General features: G+C 46.6%; 19 protein-coding genes. 6 read left to right on the forward strand and 13 right to left on the reverse strand.

Going from position 1 to position 19668, the window contains the following annotated elements; all coding sequences use genetic code 11:
- Together AC1XTG_RS10980 and AC1XTG_RS10985 are read right to left on the reverse strand one after the other, a co-directional pair.
- Positions 1–588, reverse strand: a complete 588-nt coding sequence (locus tag AC1XTG_RS10980; RefSeq protein WP_484842023.1) for a LutC/YkgG family protein — start codon at positions 586–588, stop codon at positions 1–3.
- A complete protein-coding gene (locus AC1XTG_RS10985) occupies positions 588–1964 on the reverse strand; it encodes a lactate utilization protein B (RefSeq protein WP_484842024.1) in 1377 nt (458 codons plus the stop codon). Before AC1XTG_RS10985 ends, AC1XTG_RS10980 begins: the two co-directional genes overlap by 1 nt.
- Positions 1965–2207: 243 nt before the next feature.
- Between AC1XTG_RS10985 and AC1XTG_RS10990 the strand changes: the two genes are divergently transcribed.
- Positions 2208–2603, forward strand: a complete 396-nt coding sequence (locus AC1XTG_RS10990; RefSeq protein ID WP_056282803.1) for a hypothetical protein — start codon at positions 2208–2210, stop codon at positions 2601–2603.
- 65 nt (positions 2604–2668) lie between these two features.
- Here the strand turns inward: AC1XTG_RS10990 and AC1XTG_RS10995 are convergent, their stop codons facing one another.
- From AC1XTG_RS10995 to AC1XTG_RS11025, 7 genes are all read right to left on the reverse strand, one after another.
- Positions 2669–3445, reverse strand: a complete 777-nt coding sequence (locus AC1XTG_RS10995; RefSeq protein ID WP_056282801.1) for a (Fe-S)-binding protein — start codon at positions 3443–3445, stop codon at positions 2669–2671.
- A gap of 1 nt (position 3446) precedes the next feature.
- Positions 3447–4229, reverse strand: a complete 783-nt coding sequence (locus tag AC1XTG_RS11000; RefSeq protein WP_484842025.1) for an endonuclease/exonuclease/phosphatase family protein — start codon at positions 4227–4229, stop codon at positions 3447–3449.
- A gap of 27 nt (positions 4230–4256) precedes the next feature.
- Positions 4257–4592, reverse strand: coding sequence for an L-rhamnose mutarotase (locus AC1XTG_RS11005; protein WP_056282798.1), 336 nt, complete (start codon positions 4590–4592; stop codon positions 4257–4259).
- A 10-nt stretch (positions 4593–4602) separates the two neighbouring features.
- Positions 4603–5433: an amidohydrolase family protein gene (locus tag AC1XTG_RS11010; protein ID WP_484842026.1), complete on the reverse strand. Its 831-nt coding sequence runs from the start codon at positions 5431–5433 to the stop codon at positions 4603–4605.
- Between the two features lie 10 nt (positions 5434–5443).
- Positions 5444–6313 carry a fumarylacetoacetate hydrolase family protein gene (locus AC1XTG_RS11015; RefSeq protein ID WP_484842027.1) on the reverse strand — a complete coding sequence of 290 codons (870 nt, stop codon included), beginning with the start codon at positions 6311–6313 and terminating at the stop codon, positions 5444–5446.
- 229 nt (positions 6314–6542) lie between these two features.
- Positions 6543–7316 (reverse strand): SDR family NAD(P)-dependent oxidoreductase, encoded by a 774-nt coding sequence (locus tag AC1XTG_RS11020; RefSeq protein ID WP_484842028.1) that lies wholly within the window; start codon positions 7314–7316, stop codon positions 6543–6545.
- Between the two features lie 82 nt (positions 7317–7398).
- Positions 7399–9054, reverse strand: a complete 1656-nt coding sequence (locus tag AC1XTG_RS11025) for a UxaA family hydrolase (protein WP_484842029.1) — start codon at positions 9052–9054, stop codon at positions 7399–7401.
- A 157-nt stretch (positions 9055–9211) separates the two neighbouring features.
- On the opposite strand from AC1XTG_RS11025, the gene AC1XTG_RS11030 reads away from it, so the two are divergent.
- From AC1XTG_RS11030 to AC1XTG_RS11045, 4 genes are all read left to right on the forward strand, one after another.
- Positions 9212–10120 carry an AraC family transcriptional regulator gene (locus AC1XTG_RS11030; RefSeq protein ID WP_484842030.1) on the forward strand — a complete coding sequence of 303 codons (909 nt, stop codon included), beginning with the start codon at positions 9212–9214 and terminating at the stop codon, positions 10118–10120.
- On the forward strand, positions 10117–11754 hold the full coding sequence (gene ade / locus AC1XTG_RS11035) for an adenine deaminase (protein WP_484842031.1): 1638 nt from the start codon (positions 10117–10119) through the stop codon (positions 11752–11754). The genes AC1XTG_RS11030 and ade overlap by 4 nt, the downstream gene beginning before the upstream one ends.
- Before the next feature lie 160 nt (positions 11755–11914).
- Positions 11915–12496 carry an RNA polymerase sigma factor gene (locus AC1XTG_RS11040; protein ID WP_015815162.1) on the forward strand — a complete coding sequence of 194 codons (582 nt, stop codon included), beginning with the start codon at positions 11915–11917 and terminating at the stop codon, positions 12494–12496.
- Positions 12497–12586: 90 nt separating this feature from the next.
- Entirely contained in the window at positions 12587–13858 is a 1272-nt protein-coding gene (locus tag AC1XTG_RS11045) for a replication-associated recombination protein A (protein ID WP_484842032.1), read from the forward strand.
- Here the strand turns inward: AC1XTG_RS11045 and AC1XTG_RS11050 are convergent.
- A complete protein-coding gene (locus AC1XTG_RS11050) occupies positions 13852–14091 on the reverse strand; it encodes a hypothetical protein (RefSeq protein WP_484842033.1) in 240 nt (79 codons plus the stop codon). The two genes, AC1XTG_RS11045 and AC1XTG_RS11050, sit on opposite strands and share 7 nt — an antisense overlap.
- 152 nt (positions 14092–14243) lie before the next feature.
- Here AC1XTG_RS11050 and AC1XTG_RS11055 point away from each other — a divergent pair, with 152 nt between their 5' ends.
- The gene (locus AC1XTG_RS11055; RefSeq protein ID WP_484842034.1) at positions 14244–14777 is read left to right on the forward strand and encodes a YfbU family protein; all 534 of its coding nucleotides are present in this window, start codon (positions 14244–14246) and stop codon (positions 14775–14777) included.
- A gap of 181 nt (positions 14778–14958) precedes the next feature.
- Here AC1XTG_RS11055 and AC1XTG_RS11060 read toward each other — a convergent pair whose 3' ends face one another.
- The 3 genes from AC1XTG_RS11060 to AC1XTG_RS11070 all read right to left on the reverse strand — a co-directional run bounded on the left by AC1XTG_RS11060 (position 14959) and on the right by AC1XTG_RS11070 (position 19565).
- On the reverse strand, positions 14959–15153 hold the full coding sequence (locus AC1XTG_RS11060) for a hypothetical protein (protein WP_031527555.1): 195 nt from the start codon (positions 15151–15153) through the stop codon (positions 14959–14961).
- Between the two features lie 117 nt (positions 15154–15270).
- Entirely contained in the window at positions 15271–15771 is a 501-nt protein-coding gene (locus tag AC1XTG_RS11065; RefSeq protein WP_056282765.1) for a hypothetical protein, read from the reverse strand.
- 164 nt (positions 15772–15935) lie between these two features.
- Positions 15936–19565, reverse strand: coding sequence for a putative Ig domain-containing protein (locus AC1XTG_RS11070; protein ID WP_484842035.1), 3630 nt, complete (start codon positions 19563–19565; stop codon positions 15936–15938).
- Positions 19566–19668: the final 103 nt, after the last annotated feature.

Consider the following 19668-nt stretch of genomic DNA (forward strand, 5'->3'; position numbering starts at 1 on the left):
CTATTCCTCTTCAATCAAGAATATCACCATACTGCGGGCACCGTGCGCTCCTATCACCAGCGATTGCTCAATGTCCGCCGTTTTCGACGGACCGGCGATGAAACAGCCCCAGCCAGTCGTGTCAGTAAGCCGCTCATAAGCATCGTGCATATTGTTCACAATAGCCGAGCGGGGAATGGCGAGTGCCAGGTTTTGTGTGATAAAAGGCAGGACGCGATGCTGCAAATGACTATCGGAAATCCAGACTGCCCCATTCTCCGCTACACCAAATTCTGCTTTCAGGATAGCAATTTCAATCAGTTCAAGTTCGTGCGGGTCTGTTACATTCAAACTGAAATCAGCCCAGGAAGCCAGCTGCGGAATGTTGGTCGCGCGGTTTACGACGCCTGCGTACAGTTCCTCCGCCTTTTCTGCGAGTGCCAGTGCATTCTTTACGACAACAACTTCTGTATAAACTGATTGAAGTGTTTCGATAAACTTGGCTTCCGTGTTCTCGAAAAAGCTGGTAAACCTCATCTGCTCCGGAAGTGCAATCGGGTCCGGCTTGTTCAGGCGGATCTTTTCCAGGATTTGTTCTCTTGTACCCATTATTCTTTGCGGTTTCGGATATACCAATCGCGGAAACTCTCTTTCGGCGCTTCGGGCATATCGCGTTGTTTATACCAGGGATTTAATCCGTTATTAACTACAAATGGCATCGTACGCATTACCGAACGGCCAAGCCTGCCCGACCATTGATAAAACCGCGGCTGCGACAATACCATTGACATGGCACGTATCCCCAAACCTTTTGACTGAGGTACGTGGCCAGCTTTTGCCAGAACCTGCCTCCATTTATAAAGCTGATCGTGTATATCGATCTTCACGGGACATACATTCGAGCAGCTTCCGCAAAGCGTACTTGCAAACGGCAGATCCGCATTCTTCGTCATATCCAGGTTCGGCGCGAGGATAGAGCCGATCGGGCCGGCAACTGCATTGTGGTAGCTGTGCCCGCCGCTCCGCCGGTACACCGGACAAGTGTTCATGCAGGCGCCGCAACGGATACATTTAAGCGAGTTCCGGAAATCGGCGCGGCCCAGCTGGGTTGTGCGGCCATTGTCAACAATAACAATGTGCATTTCCTGACCTTCCCGGGGCTTCTTGAAATGACTGTTATAGGTTGTAACAGGCTGCCCCGTGGCGCTTCTCGCGAGCAATCTCAAAAACACCCCGAGGTGCTCCTGCTTCGGGATAATTTTCTCAAAACCCATACAGGCAATGTGAATATCCGCCAGGTGCGCGCCCATATCTGCATTTCCTTCATTGGTAGCAACCACAAATCCACCCGTTTCAGCGATGGCGAAATTGACACCGGTCAATGCGGCCCGGCGCGTCAGGAATTTGTCACGCAGGTGTTGTCTTGCGGCTTCGGTCAGGTACTGCGGATCGGTTGCGCCTGCTTCCGTCCCGAGATGCTCGTGAAACAGATCGCCTATATCTTTCTTCTTCAGGTGAATAGCCGGCAGTACAATGTGGCTCGGCGGCTCCTGCCTTAGCTGCACAATGCGCTCGCCTAAATCTGTATCAATAACTTCAATGCCATTATTTACGAGGAATTCATTCATGTGACATTCCTCGGTCAGCATTGATTTACTTTTTACCATTTTGGTAATGCCGTGGTTTCGCAACAGACCCAGCACAATTTCATTATGCTCGGCCGCATTCGCTGCCCAATGCACATGCACGCCGTTCTCTTTGGCTTTCTGCTCAAAACTGATCAGCAGCTCGTCCATATGAGACAAAACATAGTTTTTAATGCCCGACGCAGTTTCACGCAGCTGCTCCCATTCAGGCAGCAACTTGGATGATTTATCCCGTTTCTGGCGCACGAACCACAGCGTTTCGTCGTGCCAGTCAACATATGGTTCGTCCCGGTTGAAGACTTCCGAGGCTTCGGAATGCTCTACGATTGTCTTAAACATAATTACCTTAACAATTTAGTAATAGTACTTTTAGAAGAATAAGAATTGTACTTTTCACATTCGTTGCACTATTTCAAGTTTGCAAATTGTTTAATAAACAACTTTTAATTTTCTTAAAAAAAGCTATTTTATTGTAATGCAATATCTTATACTTTTGAAGCACAAAGTTTTTCGATCGGGGCATCGGAGTCTCAATTAAAGTTTAGTTTAACTTTTTTTAGACACATTAAAATTTTCACTCCTATGAAAACCAAAAACACTCTTATCATCGCAGCCTTGACTGGCTTGCTTCTATCAGGTTCTGCTTTTAATTCTATCGCTCAGGACAACATCGTTTCTGCTGAAAATACAAAGTCGGCTACTGACAAACTGACCATTCTGCAGATTAAACCAATGCAATTCCGCGTTTCATATAATAACCCAGTTTCAAAGAATGTCGCAGTGCGTATCCTGGACACTGAGAAGAATGTACTTTTCTCAGAAAGCAGACGCGTTGACAACAGCTATTTGAAGTATTTTGACTTATCGACCCTGATGGACGGTACTTATACCTTCGAAATCACGGACGGAAAAGAGAAAGCTTCACAATCGTTTGACATTTTGACTACAACGAGCCGCGTTGTTTCTTCAATCAACTAACGAGGCTCTTCTCAGATTCTGAACCGGCACGGAGCACATCCGTAAACTTTGTAAAGTACCGGGACTCACGCGATGGGTTCCGGTATTTGTTTTATAGCGCTGTTCAAAATTTCGGCTATATGCTTTATCTGGACCTTTGAATTGTTCCGCTTTAAAATCCCGCCTAAATGCATCAGGCAGCTCATATCCGAGCCTGTAATAAATTCAGCATTGTGCCTGATGTGATCAGCAACCCTGTCCTTACCCATTTTCACCGACACTGCTTCTTCACTCACACAAAACGTTCCGCCAAAACCGCAGCATTCATCCATACGGTCCAGGTCGATCAGCTCCAATCCACGCACCTGCTTTAAAAGAGTGACCGGTTTTGAAAACGGCTCCGCATTAAGCTCCGACATTTGCGAAAGATGTAGCCCTCTTTGCCCGTGGCAACCCTGGTGAAGTCCGACGCGGTACGGAAACTCTGCTTCGATATGGTCTATTTTCAGGATATCGGTAATGAATTCAACCAACTCATACACTCTCTTGCGCAAAACCTTCGACTCGTCCGCACGATTATCTGCTTTCAAATGCTCTTTAATATGCAACACACAGCTACCCGAGGGCGAAACCACGTAGTCGCATTCCGAAAACTGGTCAAAAAACAGGTTATCACAGGATCTCGAAAGGTGCTCAAAACCCGAGTTAGCCATCGGTTGGCCGCAACAAGTCTGATTCAGCGGAAATGTAACCCGGCAGCCCAGTTTTTCCAGCAGTTCGAGAGTTGCGATACCTACCTGCGGATAAAACTGATCAACATAACAGGGAATAAATAATCCGATTTTGAGGTTTGAGTAATTCATTTTACCAAAATTCAATGGTGGCAAGGATAGGATAGTGATCCGAAACTTCTGGATAGTTCCGCAGAACTTTATAGTTCTTGACGCGTACTCTGTTATTCAGCAATGCAAAAATGTAATCGAGCCTGTCGCCCGGCAATCCTTCATTCCACGTTTGCATTTGCGAGCCTTGTGCTGCATCCTGCCAATTTTTACGGAATGAAAAGTAAGGCTGCTCATTAGGACGCGCGCCCATATCCATTCCGATCAGCACTGGCTGAATGCTGTTGACCAGCATCTGGTTAATATAGGCAGCCTGTAAAGCCCGGTCCATTACCGAGGCATATTCAAGCCGCGAGCTGCAAATCCGGAACGTAAGTCCCTTTACCGGATTGACAAGTCCGCAAAGCAGCACTTTCGGATCTGCTCCCTGCGTGGTAGGCAAAGCAATGGATTGAGTATTTTCAAAAGTCCACCTCGACAATATCCCCACACCCTGCGACCCGTTTTCCGAGCGGTCGGCCACTCCGTACAAGTAATGCATTCCGGTTTGTACGGCGATCTGCCGGAGCTGAAACTGCGTTTTTCTCTTATCCACCAAGCTGTCAACTGCTTGTAAAGCAATCAGGTCGGGCTTGTGGTCGGAGATAATTTTAAGAATATCCCTCAGGTTCGACTCCTCTTTCAGATTGAGACCGTGCCGGATATTGAAGCTCATTACTTTCACTTCCGTTGCGCGGCGCGGCTGCGATGCCGATAAGCTGCATGAAACAATTGTAATCAGTAAAATATAGCCTAGTCTGCTCAAACTATTCGAATCTGGTTCACAAAATTGCTATGGTTCGAGGGCAAAAATCCTGTCCATCAAAACCCACTTTTCACCAGGCTTGGCCTGGGGCAGCGCCTTTTGGTATTTCCACATTAATTGTTCCCATTCCTGAACTTTGGCATTTGCCGCATCCATTTGGGCTTTATTATCAAAACTGAAATCATCTTCCGTTTCCATGATCATGAACAACCTGTCGCCAAGCCGGAAAATCTCCATTTGCGTAATGCCCGCATCCCTGATACTCTTCTCGATTTCCGGTCTGAGCTGCTTGTGATAAGCTTCGTATTCGCTGATCATCACAGGATCGTCAACCAGGTCGACAGCAAGACAGTACCTTTTCATTTTGTTTTATTTAGATATCCAGCTTATAAAAATCGATTGCATTCTTACCCATTACCTGCCGTACTTCCGAATCGGAAAACATGCTCAGATAATCGGTCAGGATACCTTTCGCACCTTCATATTCCGCCGCGACCAGGCACACTGGCCAGTCAGAGCCAAACATCAGTCTTTCGGTACCAAATGCTTCAAATACAGTATCCAGGTACGGCCTGAAATCGGCTTTTTCCCAATTGGCCCAATCGGCTTCGGTAACCATACCCGACACTTTGCAGCTTACATTGGGCAGCTCTGCGAGGGCACGTATATCATCAGCCCAGGGTTTAAGCTCACCATTTTTGATCTTGGGCTTGGCAATATGATCCAGCACAAAACGAACATTGGGCAACTTCACAGCAAAATTGAAAGCTTCTTTCAGCTGGTTCTGGTAAATGAGGATATCATAGGCAAAGTCAAATGCAACGAGCTGACCTACGCCTTTGATAAAATCAGGTTGTAGCAAAAAACCCCCGGGTTGTCCCTGCGCCACGTGCCGGAAGCCTCTCAGCTTCTCAAACTGTGAATACCTTTCCAGCTTGCGATACAAATCGGATGAAAACAAATCGACCCAGCCTACAACACCTTTGATAAAATCGTTGGCTTCGGCGAGTTGAAGTAGAAACTCGGTTTCCGAATCAGTTGAAGAAGCCTGCACAGCCACACAGCCATTTACCCCGTTTTGCCTGAGCACGGGCCAAAGATTCTCCGGTAAAAAATTCTTCCGGATCGCACCCATTTCCGGCGTAATCCACGAATCTCTTTCTTCATCAAAAATCCAGAAATGCTGGTGACTGTCTATGGTCATTGTTTTGATATTATTTAATGAGCGCTTTCCACGCAACTGCTTCCTGCTTTTGGTTACCCAGCTTTTCAATGCCAAGCTCCACTACATCGCCTGGTTTAAGGTATACCTGCGGCTTCATACCGAGACCTACACCGGCGGGGGTGCCTGTGGTGATCACATCACCCGGCAGCAATGTCATAAACTGGCTGAGGTAGCTGATCAGGAAAGGCACCTGAAATATCATGTCGGAAGTATTGCTATCCTGAATTTTGTCTCCATTCAGGCTCAGCCATAAATCAAGGTTGTTGGCATTTCCTACTTCGTCGCTGGTTACCAGATAAGGTCCGAGCGGCGCGAAAGTATCATTGCTTTTACCCTTCACCCACTGGCCGCCGCGCTCCATTTGGAATGCACGCTCTGAGTAGTCATTATGCACGGCATAGCCGGCTACATACTCCAATGCATTCACTTCGTCTACATAGCTCGCCTTTTTACCGATAATTACGGCCAGCTCCACTTCCCAGTCCGTCTTTTCTGAATTTCGTGGGATGATCACCTGATCAAATGGTCCGCAAAGCGCAGAAGTGGATTTGAAGAATACGATCGGCTCTTTCGGCAGTTCCGTAGCGCCCGATTCGTAAGCATGCTTCGCGTAGTTCATTCCAATGCAGACGATCTTGGAAGGCCGCGCAATGCAGGATCCGAACCGGAAACCATCTTCTACCGCCGGCGCAGTAGCTGCATTCGTGTCCAACCACTCGCTTAACCGGCTCAGACCGCCAGTTGCGAAGAATTTCTCATTATAATCTTCCCCGAATGCGGAGACATCTATTTTCTTACCATCAGCAAGTTCAACCCCTGGTTTCTCCTGCTCAAAAGCACCAAATCGGAATAGTTTCATTTTTTTTACTTCGGCTTTCAGCTGTCAGCTTTCGGCCTATTTACTTCGGCCTTCGGCAGTCGGCTTTCGGCCTGTGTTTGGTTAGATTGATTTTTACCTCGGCTTTCGGCAGTCAGCTTTCGGCCTGTGTTTATGTTGTTGTTGTTAATCTTTAATATATGCTGCCTAGTAATGCAAAGCAGCTTGCTGCAAAAAAGCCGACAGCCGATTGCCGACGGCCGACAGCCCCCTAATTATTCAACTTCTCAAATCCACCATCGATCAGATAATCGCAGCCTGTGATGAAGCCGGCTTCGTCGGAGCAGAGGTATAGTGCCAGGGCTCCTATTTCTTCCGGTTTCGCCATTCTTCCGATGGGCTGCGTTTTCGATAGTTTTTCGAACATTTCTTCTTCTTTACCCGGATAGTTCTTCGCGATAAACCCATCTACAAATGGCGTGTGCACGCGCGCCGGGGAAATGCTGTTACAGCGTATCCCTTCCACGAGATAGTCCCGCGCGACTGATAAGGTCATAGAGTAAACCGCGCCTTTGGCTGTGGAATATGCAAACCTGTCAGGGATACCTACCGTGGCTGCAATGGAAGCCATATTCAGGATTACGCCGCCGCCATTCGCTTTCAAATGCGGAATAGTCGCCATCAGACAGTTGTAAACACCTTTTACATTGACGCTCATAATCCGGTCGAAATCGATCTCGGAAGTCGTATCTGCCTTGCCTATGTGCGCGATACCCGCATTGTTTACAAGAATATGGATCGGAGAATTGGTGGCGATCGCATTGACCACATTCACCACATCGGCTTGTTTGGAAATATCTACTGCGTGCGCTTCGGCTTTCCCGCCATCTGCAACAAGCTCATTGGCAACTTGTTTGGCCAGATCAATATTCAGTTCCAGGATATGCACTGTGGCACCCTGCTTTGCGAAAGTCTTTGAAATGGCTAACCCGATACCGCTCGCGCCGCCTGTAACCAGCGCTGTTTTTCCACTTAAATCAAACATGCATTTAGTGTTAGTATAAAAGAAAAAGGCCTTTTTTAACGATATATACCCTGCTTTCCTGTTTTTTGGATCAAATCTTTGATCAGAGTGAAACGCCCCTTTTCCAGGGAATGAAATCGTCCTGACCGAGTTGCTGCGCCTTGGTAAGCTCCCCGCTGGCTACATTGATGACGTATTCCAGCAAGGCTTCTGCATTCTGTTCGATCGTTTGCGTACCGTCTACAACAGGTCCGCAATCAAAGTCGATCACATCCGGCATCCGGTTGGCCAGCGCCGAGTTCGTAGCCACTTTTGCCACCGGACAGATCGGGTTGCCTGTCGGCGTTCCCAGTCCTGTTGTGAAAAGGATGATATTAGCCCCCGCCGCAGTTTGTCCCGTGGTTGCTTCCACATCATTACCAGGTGTACAAACCAGCTGCAAGCCTGATTCAGTAGCTCTTTCGGTGTAATTCAAAACATCTGAAATGAATGCATTTCCACCTTTTCGCGCTGCTCCGGCAGACTTGATCGCATCCGTAATCAATCCATCCTTGATATTACCTGGCGAAGGATTAAATGCAAATGCCGAACCTACTGCTTCCGCTTTTCCTGCATAGTCGCGCATCAGCTTCTCAAACTTCGCTGCTTTTTCTTCTGTCACGCAGCGGTTCAGGAGCTCCTGCTCTACCCCATTCAGCTCCGGAAATTCTGCCAGCAAAGTTTGCCCGTTCAGCCCCACCACCAGATCAGACAAATGCCCCAGTACAGGGTTTGCAGAAATACCCGAGAATCCATCGGAGCCGCCGCATTTCAGTCCGACTGAAAGCTTGGACAATGGCGCAGGTGATCTTTCAAATGTATTTATTTTGGTCAATCCCATGAAAGTCTCCTTGATAGCGCCTGACATAAGCGAGTACTCGGTACCTTTCTGGTGTTCAAATGCAAAGAAAGGTTTGTTGAAATTCGGGTCACGTTTCCTGATCTCGTCTTCCAGCGTTTTCAGCTCCGAGTTCTGGCAACCCAGACTCAGTACGGTGATACCGGCCACATTGGGATGTACTGCATAAGCAGCGAAAAGAGCACATAAAGTATTGGCATCGAAGCGGGTACCTCCGCATCCACCTTCGTGGGTAAGGAATTTCACCCCGTCTACATTGGCAAACGGCCGCTCCGGCTTTCTCCTGGCTTGCACCGGCGCATCCACGAACGTTTCCAGACTTTTGATCCTGCGCATATCTCCTGCCTGGTACAAATGCAGGAACTCTCTTACCTGGTCGCGATACATATCGGTTTGTGCATAACCCAGCTCCCGCTCAAATGCATCCTTCATGATCAAAACGTTGCGGTTTTCACAAAAAACCAGCGGCAGCACGAGCCAGTAATTATAGGTACCTACGCGGCCATCTTCCCGGTGATATCCATTGAAAGTACGGTTAACCCATTTACTTACATCTGGTTGTGTATAAGAATAAGGCTGACGCTTGGCAGTGCTGTAATCGTGCGCGTCGTGTTTGAGATTAAAAGTTGTGATTGGCTCTCCCTTTTTGATCGGCTGGGTAGCACGGCCAACGAGCACGCCGTACATAATGATAGCGCCGCCGGTTTCAATGTCTTCTGTTACAAACTTGTGCTTGGCCGAAACACCATATTGCAATCCATAATCAGCGCCGTACCAGTTAACCTGAGCGCCGGCCGGCAAATCGCGGAGAGCAACTATAACATTGTCAGAAGGATGTATTTTCAAAAGCTGTGAAGCCATAATTTAACGATTATTAATACAGATCAGGATGGTGGATGATATTGGAATCTTGAAACAAAACAACATAATATATCAATATCAGAAATGAATATCGTAGCAAATTATTCAACTATATTGGCATATATTTCTAATTTAAGGATTAATCCTGTAATTATTTATGAAACCGCAGCTGCTCAAAGTACCCAAAGGTTTGCAAAAATCTTTCAGCATCCGGCAGGACGTGGTACTCTACTTTTACAACCGCTGGCATTATCACCCCGAACTTGAACTGATCCACATTGAACAAGGCTCTGGAACCCAGTTTGTTGGTGACAATATCAGCAGCTTCCAGAATGGCGACCTGCTACTGATCGGACCAAACCTGCCGCATTACTGGCGATGTGATGAAAAGTATTTCGATCGTGAAAGCCAGTTGTACGCACAAGCTACCGTATTACACTTCTCTGAAGATATTTTTGGCAAATCCTTTCTTGAACTTCCTGAAAACAAGTCCATTTCAGAATTGCTTGTAAAAGCCAGGTTAGGGATGAAGATCTCCGGCGCAGGTACCCAAACTGTCAAAAAGCTGCTGAAAGATCTTTTAGACCAAACCAATGGAAATTCCATTATTTCACTGCTGCAAATTCTCGAAAGCCTGTCGCATTGCGCCGGCGTGGAGTTGCTGACTGATACGCCCAACCTTCACGAATATGATCAGTTTGACACCGATAGGATCAATCACATATACCAGTATTCCCTCAGTAACTTCCAAAAGAAGATATCTATTGAGGAGATATCGGAGGTGGCCAATATCAGTCCGCATTCATTTTGCCGGTATTTTAAAAGCAGGAGCAGGAAAACGTATTCCCAGTTTTTACTCGAACTTCGCATTGGTCACGCCTGCAAGCTGCTGTCGGAAGCCAAGCTGCCTATTGCCCAGGTATGTTTCGAAAGCGGTTTTAACAATTTTGCCAATTTCAATAAGTACTTTAAGCTGCATACCGGAAAAAGTCCGATGCACTATCAGAAAGAATTCAGGAAAATCCCGATTTCCGGGCACCTTACCACCCTCAATCCCGCATTATGAAAGTCAATATCGTTGATATACAAGAGAAATCAGTTTACGCCGCCGAACTGGAAATGGCAGCCGGCAGGATAGTTCGCATTGAAAATACAGGCCAGGAAGATCCTGACCTTCCTTATGCGATGCCAGGATTTATCGATGCGCACGTACATATAGAAAGCGCCATGCTCACGCCCGCGCAATTTGCCCGGCTTGCGGTAGTGCATGGTACCGTAGCAACCGTTTCAGACCCACATGAAATCGGCAACGTATTGGGCTTATCCGGCGTGGAATTTATGATTGAAGACGGTAAGCGCGTGCCATTCAAGTTTTGTTTTGGCGCACCTTCCTGCGTTCCGGCCACTGCTTTTGAAACAGCCGGCGCGACCATTGACGCAGAGCAGGTCGGAATGCTGCTCGCGAAGCCGGAAATTGGCTACTTGGCCGAGGTAATGAATTTTCCCGGTGTATTGAATGAGGATCCGGATATGATGCAAAAGATCGCCTGGGCAAAGCATTATAATAAGGTAATAGACGGACACGCCCCCGGACTGCGTGGTGAAGCAGCCAAGAAGTATGCATCAAACGGAATTAGTACTGACCATGAATGCTTTACGTATGAGGAGGCACGTGAGAAAATTGACTATGGTGTCAAAATCCTGATCCGCGAAGGAAGTGCGGCCCGCAACTTCGACGCATTGATCCCGCTTATCGCCGAGTTCCCGGAATACATGATGTTTTGCTCCGACGACAAGCACCCGGACAATCTGGTAGAGGGACATATTAATGTACTGGTCAAACGCGCGCTCGCGCTCGGCTACAACTTGTGGGATGTACTGCTTGCCGCTTGTATCAATCCTGTGCTGCATTACAAGCTGCCGGTTGGTTTGCTGAAAGTTGGCGATCCTGCAGACATGATCCTGGTAAATAACCTGACTGATTTCCGGATTCTCGAAACGAGGATCAATGGCGAAACTGTGGCTGAGAACGGAAAAACGCTCATTCCCGACCTTAGGAGCGCGCATCCAAACCATTTCGAATGCAGCTTTAAGAATGCGGACGAATTTGGTTTATCAACTGATAGCAAAGAAAACGAGATTGGAGTAAGGGTAATAGAGGTGTTTGACGGTCAGTTGATTACCGGAGAATTGAATGCGGCTGTGCAAGTGAAAAACGGACAGATCGCAGTTGATACAGATCAGGATATCCTGAAAATAGCTGTCGTAAACCGGTATTCGGATACCAGACCGGCAGTTGCATTGATCCGGAATTTTGGCCTTAAATCCGGCGCTATTGCATCTTCTGTCGCGCACGATTCACACAACATTATCGCTGTGGGTACCAGTGACGAAGCAATTGCGAAGGCGGTTAACCTGATCATCGGAGCGAGGGGCGGCGTTTCTGCTGTCGGAGTTGAGGAAGAGCAGCTGCTTGCCTTGCCGATTGCCGGGTTGATGAGCGACGAGGATGGCTACAAAGTAGCGGCGGCTTATACGGAGATTGATCAATTTGTGAAAGACAAGCTGAAATCTACCCTAAAATCGCCTTTTATGAGCTTGTCATTTATGGCATTACTTGTGATACCTGCATTGAAACTGAGCGACAAAGGCCTTTTTGACGGCGCAAACTTCAATTTTGTGCCATTAAGTATTCGATAAGTTACATAAATCAGGAAATAGCAACATTAAACTTTGAAATATAATTTTCTGACGAAAATATTTTTTAAATACGTTTTTTTATAAATATATTTACAAGTGTTATAATGACCCTTATTATTACATTCCAATTCCTAACCCCAATCAAAATCCTTTCCAAACAATGGCTCACCTACGCTACAAGCAAGAAGAAGAACTCTGTTTTTGGGATCAATTCAGAAAAGGCGATGAAAATGCTTATGCATGCCTGTACCGCTCTTACGTTCACATTCTTTACCAGTACTGTTCACAGTTTACCATTGACAAACCATTAATTAAAGACTGCATTCACGACCTGTTCGTTGAACTCTGGAGAAACCGAATGACGCTGGGTGATACCACTTCCGTTCGGTTTTATCTTATGGCGTCAATTAAAAGAAAACTGGTGCGCCACCTGAATGCACAGCAAAAGCACACCAGCAACGAAGATATCCCGGTGGAATACTGGCATATCAACACTCCTTCCCACGAAAATCACCTGATTTCGGAAGAAGAGTTCGAATCGACCAACCAGCACCTGAATGTGGCGATCAATGGACTTCCACGCCGCCAGCGTGAGGCGATCTTCCTAAAATTTTACATGAACCTGAATAACCACGAGATCGCCGATCTGATGAAAATCAACATTCAATCGGTATACAATCTTGTTTTTGGTGCCTTGGGTAACCTTAAAAAACAAATGACACTTGACAGGCTTACATTCTAAGCTTTTTACTATTTGAGAAGAGAAGCGTGGCGAACTTAGCCACGCTTTTTTTGTTGATATGGGTACCATTAACAAACCAGATACACCTGAATGACGCTTTTAAGCACCCCGCTTGCAGAACGTTTGCGCCCCCGAACTTTGGATGATTTTGTTGGTCAGGAAAAATTGCTGGGTCCGAAAGGTCCGCTGCGCCGCGCCATTCTACAAAATGCAATCCCTTCGATGATTTTCTGGGGACCGCCGGGGGTTGGTAAAACGACACTTGCATTGCTGATTGCGGAAACGACCAAACGCCAGTTTTACAACCTGAGCGCGATCAGTTCGGGTGTGAAAGATCTGCGCGAAGTGCTGGCGCGACCTTCGGGTCTTTTTCCTGCTATTTTGTTTATTGATGAAATACATCGCTATAATAAAAGTCAGCAGGATGCATTGCTCGGCGCAGTAGAAAAGGGACAGGTTACTCTGATCGGAGCGACGACGGAAAACCCTTCTTTCGAGATCAATTCCGCTTTACTCTCCCGTTGTCAGGTTTACATTCTTGAAGCTTTCGGTGAGGATGAATTGAAAAACCTGATCAAACGTGCACTTGAAAAAGATAAATGGCTTAGCGAGAAAAACATCAGGTTTGATTCCTATGATGCATTATTCAGGCTTTCGGGCGGAGACGGCAGAAAATTACTGAACCTGCTCGAACTCGTCGTGCTGGCAAAAGGTGAGGTAACTGAAATTGAGATTACAGATGAATGGGTAGTTGAGGTTGCCCAGCAGAACATTGCGCGTTACGATAAATCGGGAGAGCAGCATTATGATATCATTTCTGCATTCATCAAGTCGCTGCGTGGAAGTGACCCGAATGGAGCACTTTACTGGATGGCGCGGATGATCGTCGCCGGCGAAGATCCTGCGTTTATCGCACGACGCATGCTGATCCTGGCTTCGGAAGATATCGGGAATGCAAATCCTACCGCCATCATCATGGCGAACGAATGCATGCAGGCCGTAAATGTAGTGGGCTATCCCGAATGCCGCATTATTTTGTCCCAAGTAGCGATATATCTGGCAACTTCTCCGAAGAGCAATGCGAGCTACACGGCGATTTCTGCGGCAATGCAGGCAGCTGAAAAAACTGCGCATTTACCCGTCCCATTGCACCTGCGCAATGCGCCTACCAAGCTGATGAAGCAGATCGGTTACGGGAAGGATTATAAATACGCCCACGAATTCGAGGGCAACTTTGCGAAGCAGAACTTTCTGCCTGACGAGATCAAAGGCAGCAAATTTTTTGAACCCGGCAGAAATGCACGCGAGGAAGAAATCCGGAAAAAGCTGCAGAACTGGTGGGGAGACTGGTACGATTACTGATCTCCCGCACTCCTGCGCCTTTCTTCAAATCTGGCATAGGAAAGATCCGGCTTATGCGTGGTGTCAATTTCTTCATCCCATTCCTCAGTCAACTTTCCGGCCAATTTCTGCATGTTTTCCTCCGTTTCCCGGCTTGCTACAAATGCGGCTAGCTGTTCCGGGGTGGGCGGCAAGGTGGCATTCCCGGGCAGTAAATCGTTCGCGCCCTGCGAAGGTTTCTCAGTAGTTTCCATGATCAAAAGGTAAGCTTAGCGGAAATTGAGTAAGAATAAATACAAAGATGCGTGCATTGCTTCAAATTTCTGAGCGACCGTTGATTAATCTCATATCTTTTGCTACATTTTGCTACTAACTTGCTCGCAATACCACAGCTATCTATACGAAAATGATCCCTGAAAGCATCTCCTTGCTGCAACGCCAGCTCCTCATTAATCAGTGCAAAATTCTGGCAATTATAGGTGACGAAACCGAGAAGGATGCCAACGAAAGAAGGATAGAAATCCTTGAAAAAGGCTATACAGGTCTTTACCCGAAAGTATTTAATACACTCTATGAAGAGGTACCAATCAGCGTTTACAATGAAATTTCGGATATTATGAAAATGTATGGCCGGATTAATGACTCCATTCGGCTGCTGACAGACGATGAAAAAGAAACACTTGACCTCTCTTCTCTCGAATTTGAAGGTTTTGATGAAGACAGTGGAATGCACTATTATATGATGTCGTACCTGGTTGACAGGATGGACCAGCATGGTGAGTACAAAGGCAGACAGCTAAAATCGCACAAAGGGACGTCTATGCTTAAATACAACAGAATGCTGTCTATTTTCTCAGAGTACGAAAAGGCAGACAAAATGCAATATTCTGCATCTGATTTGAAGAAGTTTATTGAGGTACTTTCCCTTAACCCAGCTTAGAACCTTTTCTACTTAGAAACAACAAATTATATAATTGTTTCCAAGAAAAGTCTCGGTTATGAGTTAACAAATCATTAATTTTGATCCTGAAAGCCAGCAATGGTTTTCAATAACGTTGAGTAAAATCAAACATCCCGGATACATTTGCATCCGGGATGTTTTTCTTTATATAAGATCGTTATTAATTCAATTGCATTTTTCGTAGCCGTGACGCGTTACGCTTCATAAAAAGCCTGTCTCCGACTGAATAATTCTGGTAGTGGCTCCCCTTTTTCAGTTGTGCTATCAGCCACACTCCAACGCCGCCGGCAACCAGCAATAACACAAAGAACAGATACGGAAGTATCAGGTAGAAGTTTTGAAGTAGCTGTGCCATAATTTTCAGGTTTTTAGTCAGGATGTTTTACACTACTGACCTTAAACATGAAAATATCATACCAGGCTTTTGCAAGCGTTACAGTATGAATTTGAGGAATTTACACCACAACTTAACTTAGAATCTGGCGTTGGCGACCTTGGTGTCGCAACCTACTACGCTGTTGTTGACGTACCCGGCACTTACGCCGGAAACCTTGTAGGACTTACCAGGCGCAACAGCCGCTTTTACGTTGACAATCTTGGAGGTAACCACCGACTGCGTTTCAGACAGGTATTTAAATTCCACATCTACGCTCGACAGTTTTTTGTCTGTTCCGTTCACGATTGTCATACTGTGGATTGCTACCCCACCGACGGAATGCCACTCATTATTCTGAATCAGGATCTTTTTGAGTAGCGCCTCTTTGGCATTCATGGAAAATGTAGCCGCTGAGTCCGAATTGGAGATTACTTCGGTTTTGGAAACCGCTTCTTTTTTCTCCTTTAAAAAATCGAATTGTTTGTAGTAATAAAGAATGTAAATAAACGCGCAAACCGGCAAAATAGCGCTGACCCATTTAAGTACGACAATGGCCGCTTTTTTCCATTTACGTTTTTTGCTTTTTCTTCCGGGCATAAGGTGCGATAACTAGGCTAGGTTGTACAAGAACTTATTGCGCAAATATATGTATATATCGCAGCTGTCAAATATATTCGAGTGTATTGAGGCGAATCCGTTGAATAAAAAAACAAACCGCCGGATAAATTCCGGCGGTCTGAATGTGTATCGTGTTTACAGGGCTACTGTTTAACAAATCTGTGCGTCGACACATTGCCGTCAAGCTGGATTACTTTGACAATGTAAGAGCCAGTCGACAAATTAGTGGTGTTGATACCGGCAGAAAACGCATTGCTGGATTCAAACACTATTTTTCCAGCTGCATTGATCACTTGTACCTGCTTCACTTTTGACCAGTCGGTCAGCGTGATTTTCAGCATTTCCCCTGATCTTACCGGGTTTGGAGAAACAAAGCCAGTGGATCCGAATTTAACCTCCCTGATCTGGCTGTAAGCAAAGCTTTCGTCGAGGTCGACCATTTTCAAGCGGTAGTAATTCATTCCACCTGCCGGCATGTTATCCGAGAAGTTGTAGTACTTCATCCCTTTGCTCTCCTGAGCAGATTGAACGGAGCCTATTTTCGACCAAACCTTACCATTTTGGCTGCGTTCCACATCGAAGCGGTCACTGTTTGCCTCTTCGGAAGTAGCCCAGCTGAGCGAAGTAGTTATGCCCTCCGCGATGGCGGTGAAGCTGGCCAGGGTAACGGGTAGCGAACTGTCCTGTACATTGATCTGGTATGTTCTCTGTCCAATCCGGTTGCCATTTGAATCCCTCACCTCTACAAGGAAAGTGTAGATACCCTGTGAATTTTCATCCGGGAACCCGCTGATCACTCCCGTATTCGGGTCGATTGACAATCCTGGTGGCAGCCTGTTGAAGCCAGTTCCTGACACAACTGAATAAGTTTCACCCTCACCTGTGTATGTTGCAACACTTACAGGATTCACTCCATTATATGCAGTGGCTACATAAGCATTATAAGGAATTTCATTGAATGTCAGACCTGGTGTCAGGCAACCATCTGCAAATGGTGTTACAAATGCTCCGTAAACCCGAACCTGATTAAGCAAGCCAGCTAGTGAATTAACAGAAAGCCTGATCTCGTCAAACGGCTGGGTAGCTGTAAAGTTCACATTGTAAATATCGTTTTCCGTACCATTGCCAATCAATGGAAGCAGCAGACGTAGGGCGATCAGCGTATTACCTGACGCGGTTTCGCCGGTTGGCTGTCCATTCAGGTAGGTAGAGAGTGTCAGCGACTGGAGTAAATCCAATGAAACAATCCCTTGAAGATCCTGGATCGTAAAACCTGCGACTGTTCCTGCACCGTAAGTTACCACGCCGTTTTTCACAGAAACGGACGCAGAGCCTGCTGCACCTACCGGAACTCTCAGTACTGCAAAGTCCGAAGTAGATGCGGTAATGACGTTGTTTGCATCCTGCACCTCACATAATGCACACACACCTGTCAGACCTGTGCGGGAGCTTTCCACCACGACCGGCTGTGCGGGAGCAACCAGTAAGCCTGTTGTTCCGCAAACAATCGGATTGTTGTTGCACATCTGCTGAATAACTGCGTTGTAAATACGCACTGTACCAAGTGGCACATTCAAGAGGTTTGTAAATTCAATCTTAACTTCATCAAACACATCCTCTGCAACAACTCCAACTGTCTGGCGGCCGGATGATGTAAGTAGCCCCGCTCCTGCCAGCAAGGCAGTTCCAGTGTATCCAGTACCCGCCGAGTAAGCGGTTTCAGCGCCGTTCAGATAAGTACGAATCCGGATCGCTGCCAGCGCATCCACATTCAGCAAAGAGCCGGTAAGGATATCGAACCCGGCGTATGTGCCGGCAGGATAGTCGGTGATCGCATTTTTAACAGAAAATCCTGCTATGTTGCCTACTGCTGCAGCCAGATTGATGCTCGCGTAATCGTCGGAAGACGACCCATCCACAACAGCCTGCGATTCTGTGATTTGGCAATTGGCACATAGTGCAGAGTTGATCGCGGTATTAGCTGCATTTACAAAAACTGCATAGTTTGGATTTGTTACATTAACCGGTGTATTGCAGGTGAGCGCCCCATCATTACAGAAGTTTGTAATCACAGGTCCGTAAACCAGTGTTGTAGAAGTAACATCTGCCGTTTGCTCGACCGTGATCCTGATTTCGTCAAATTCTTCATTCGTCACAAAACCGACAGTTTGACGGGAGCCGGTGATTACGCCGACATTGATCAGCCCTCCCGTGCCACTTTGAGATTCCTGCTCTTCTCCGTCCAGGTAAGTCGTAATGGTAATGTTTTTGAAAAGGCTCAAACCAACCAGCTGCGCATTACCAATCGAGAACCCTGCGAAAGTACCAGCCTGATAAGAAATCCCTTCTTTTTTAACAGATATAGAACCTTCTGCACCCACAGCAGCCAGAACGTTAATGGTGGCCGGGGTATTTACATCTGCGTCTATCACATTGTTTTGATCCGAGATCGAACAAGCCACACAGGCAGTTCCGGAAAGACCGGTATTGGTAAGACCGACTGTAAGCGGATAAGCAGGAGCTGTCAGTTGCGTAGGTGTGTTACACGCCAGCGCGGGACCTTCTGCGAAGCGCTGGAAAACCGCATTGTAGATTCGCGTTTCACCTACGAGTAATCCCAAGCCGTTGAAAATAATGCGAACTTCGTTAAAAGGTCCGGTAGAGGTGAAACCAATTGTCTTCCTGTTGCCTGCCGACAGCAACTCTCCCGATACGACAAGGCCGGTGCCCGATTCAGAGTCAACAACTGTTCCATTCAGGCTTGTTTGTATGGTAATATCAGATAGCAAATTAACCTGCAGCGTACTTGCTGTACTTATTTCAAATCCGGCAAACGTTCCGGAGGGATAAGTAGTGACATTATCATGAACCTGAAGGAATTTAGTTCCTAGGCTACCTACCAACTGAACAAGGCGCGCATAATCATCTGTACTTCTGCTGATCGCATTTCCTTCATCAACGATTCCGCCCACAGTCAAAAGTTGAGCGAGGTTCCCGCCACTACTGGATGCAGTTACATTAAAATCAGGTAAGCTCGCGTTTTTGGCAATATTAACAGGGAAACCTGGCGTTGTGCAGTAATTTACCTGAAATGCGTTGTATATGTTCACGGATTCTTCAACGGTACCGCAGCCGGTAAGTAATGGTTGTGCATCCAAAGTGAGCGATATTTCAATACCGTTAAAACTACCGCTACCTGTTGTTACAAATCCAACTTCATAAAGGTTTGACCCGATTTGAGAGATTATTGGGGTTGAAGTTGATGAGACACTGGTCCCGTTTAATGTCGCTGCCACGTTCACACTGGCAAAATCCGCCAGATCATTACTGGTTATAAATCCTACGTAATTGCCTAGCTGGTAAGTAGTACCAGAGGGACTTTCCACCCTGATCACTCCTGATGCATCTGTGGCCGTACCACACAGTGTGCCACTTCGGGTCGCCCGCAGTGTAACCTGAGCAGATGTCGCAGCATCATTGTCCGTCAAATTAGAGGTATTTGCTACAGTGGTTTGATTTCCTCCGCTATTGGGGGCTACTGTTGTCGTTACCGTCAAATTGGCAAACGTTGGTGCCGAAAAGTTGGTCTGATCGTTACAAACCAGATTTGACTGCTGCGCAAAGGAAGCTTGCGCCAGCATTAACAAGCTCAGCATCAAAGCAAAGAACTTGCCCGCATATTTTTTAAAAGATCCTGGTTGATCTGAGAATATGGCAGCGTCGTGGCGGCCTGAATATCCCGATAGATAGTGGTTTTGAAAACGTGTCGTCATAGAAAAGATGAGTTAGTAGAGTAATGGCATAGGCTGGAAAACCTGTATGCTGAGATGATCGCAGAACAGAAGGCCCGCGGCTTGGCGGGATTGCTTCCTGTTC

Source organism: Dyadobacter sp. HNCC25DJ183, assembly GCF_056895175.1.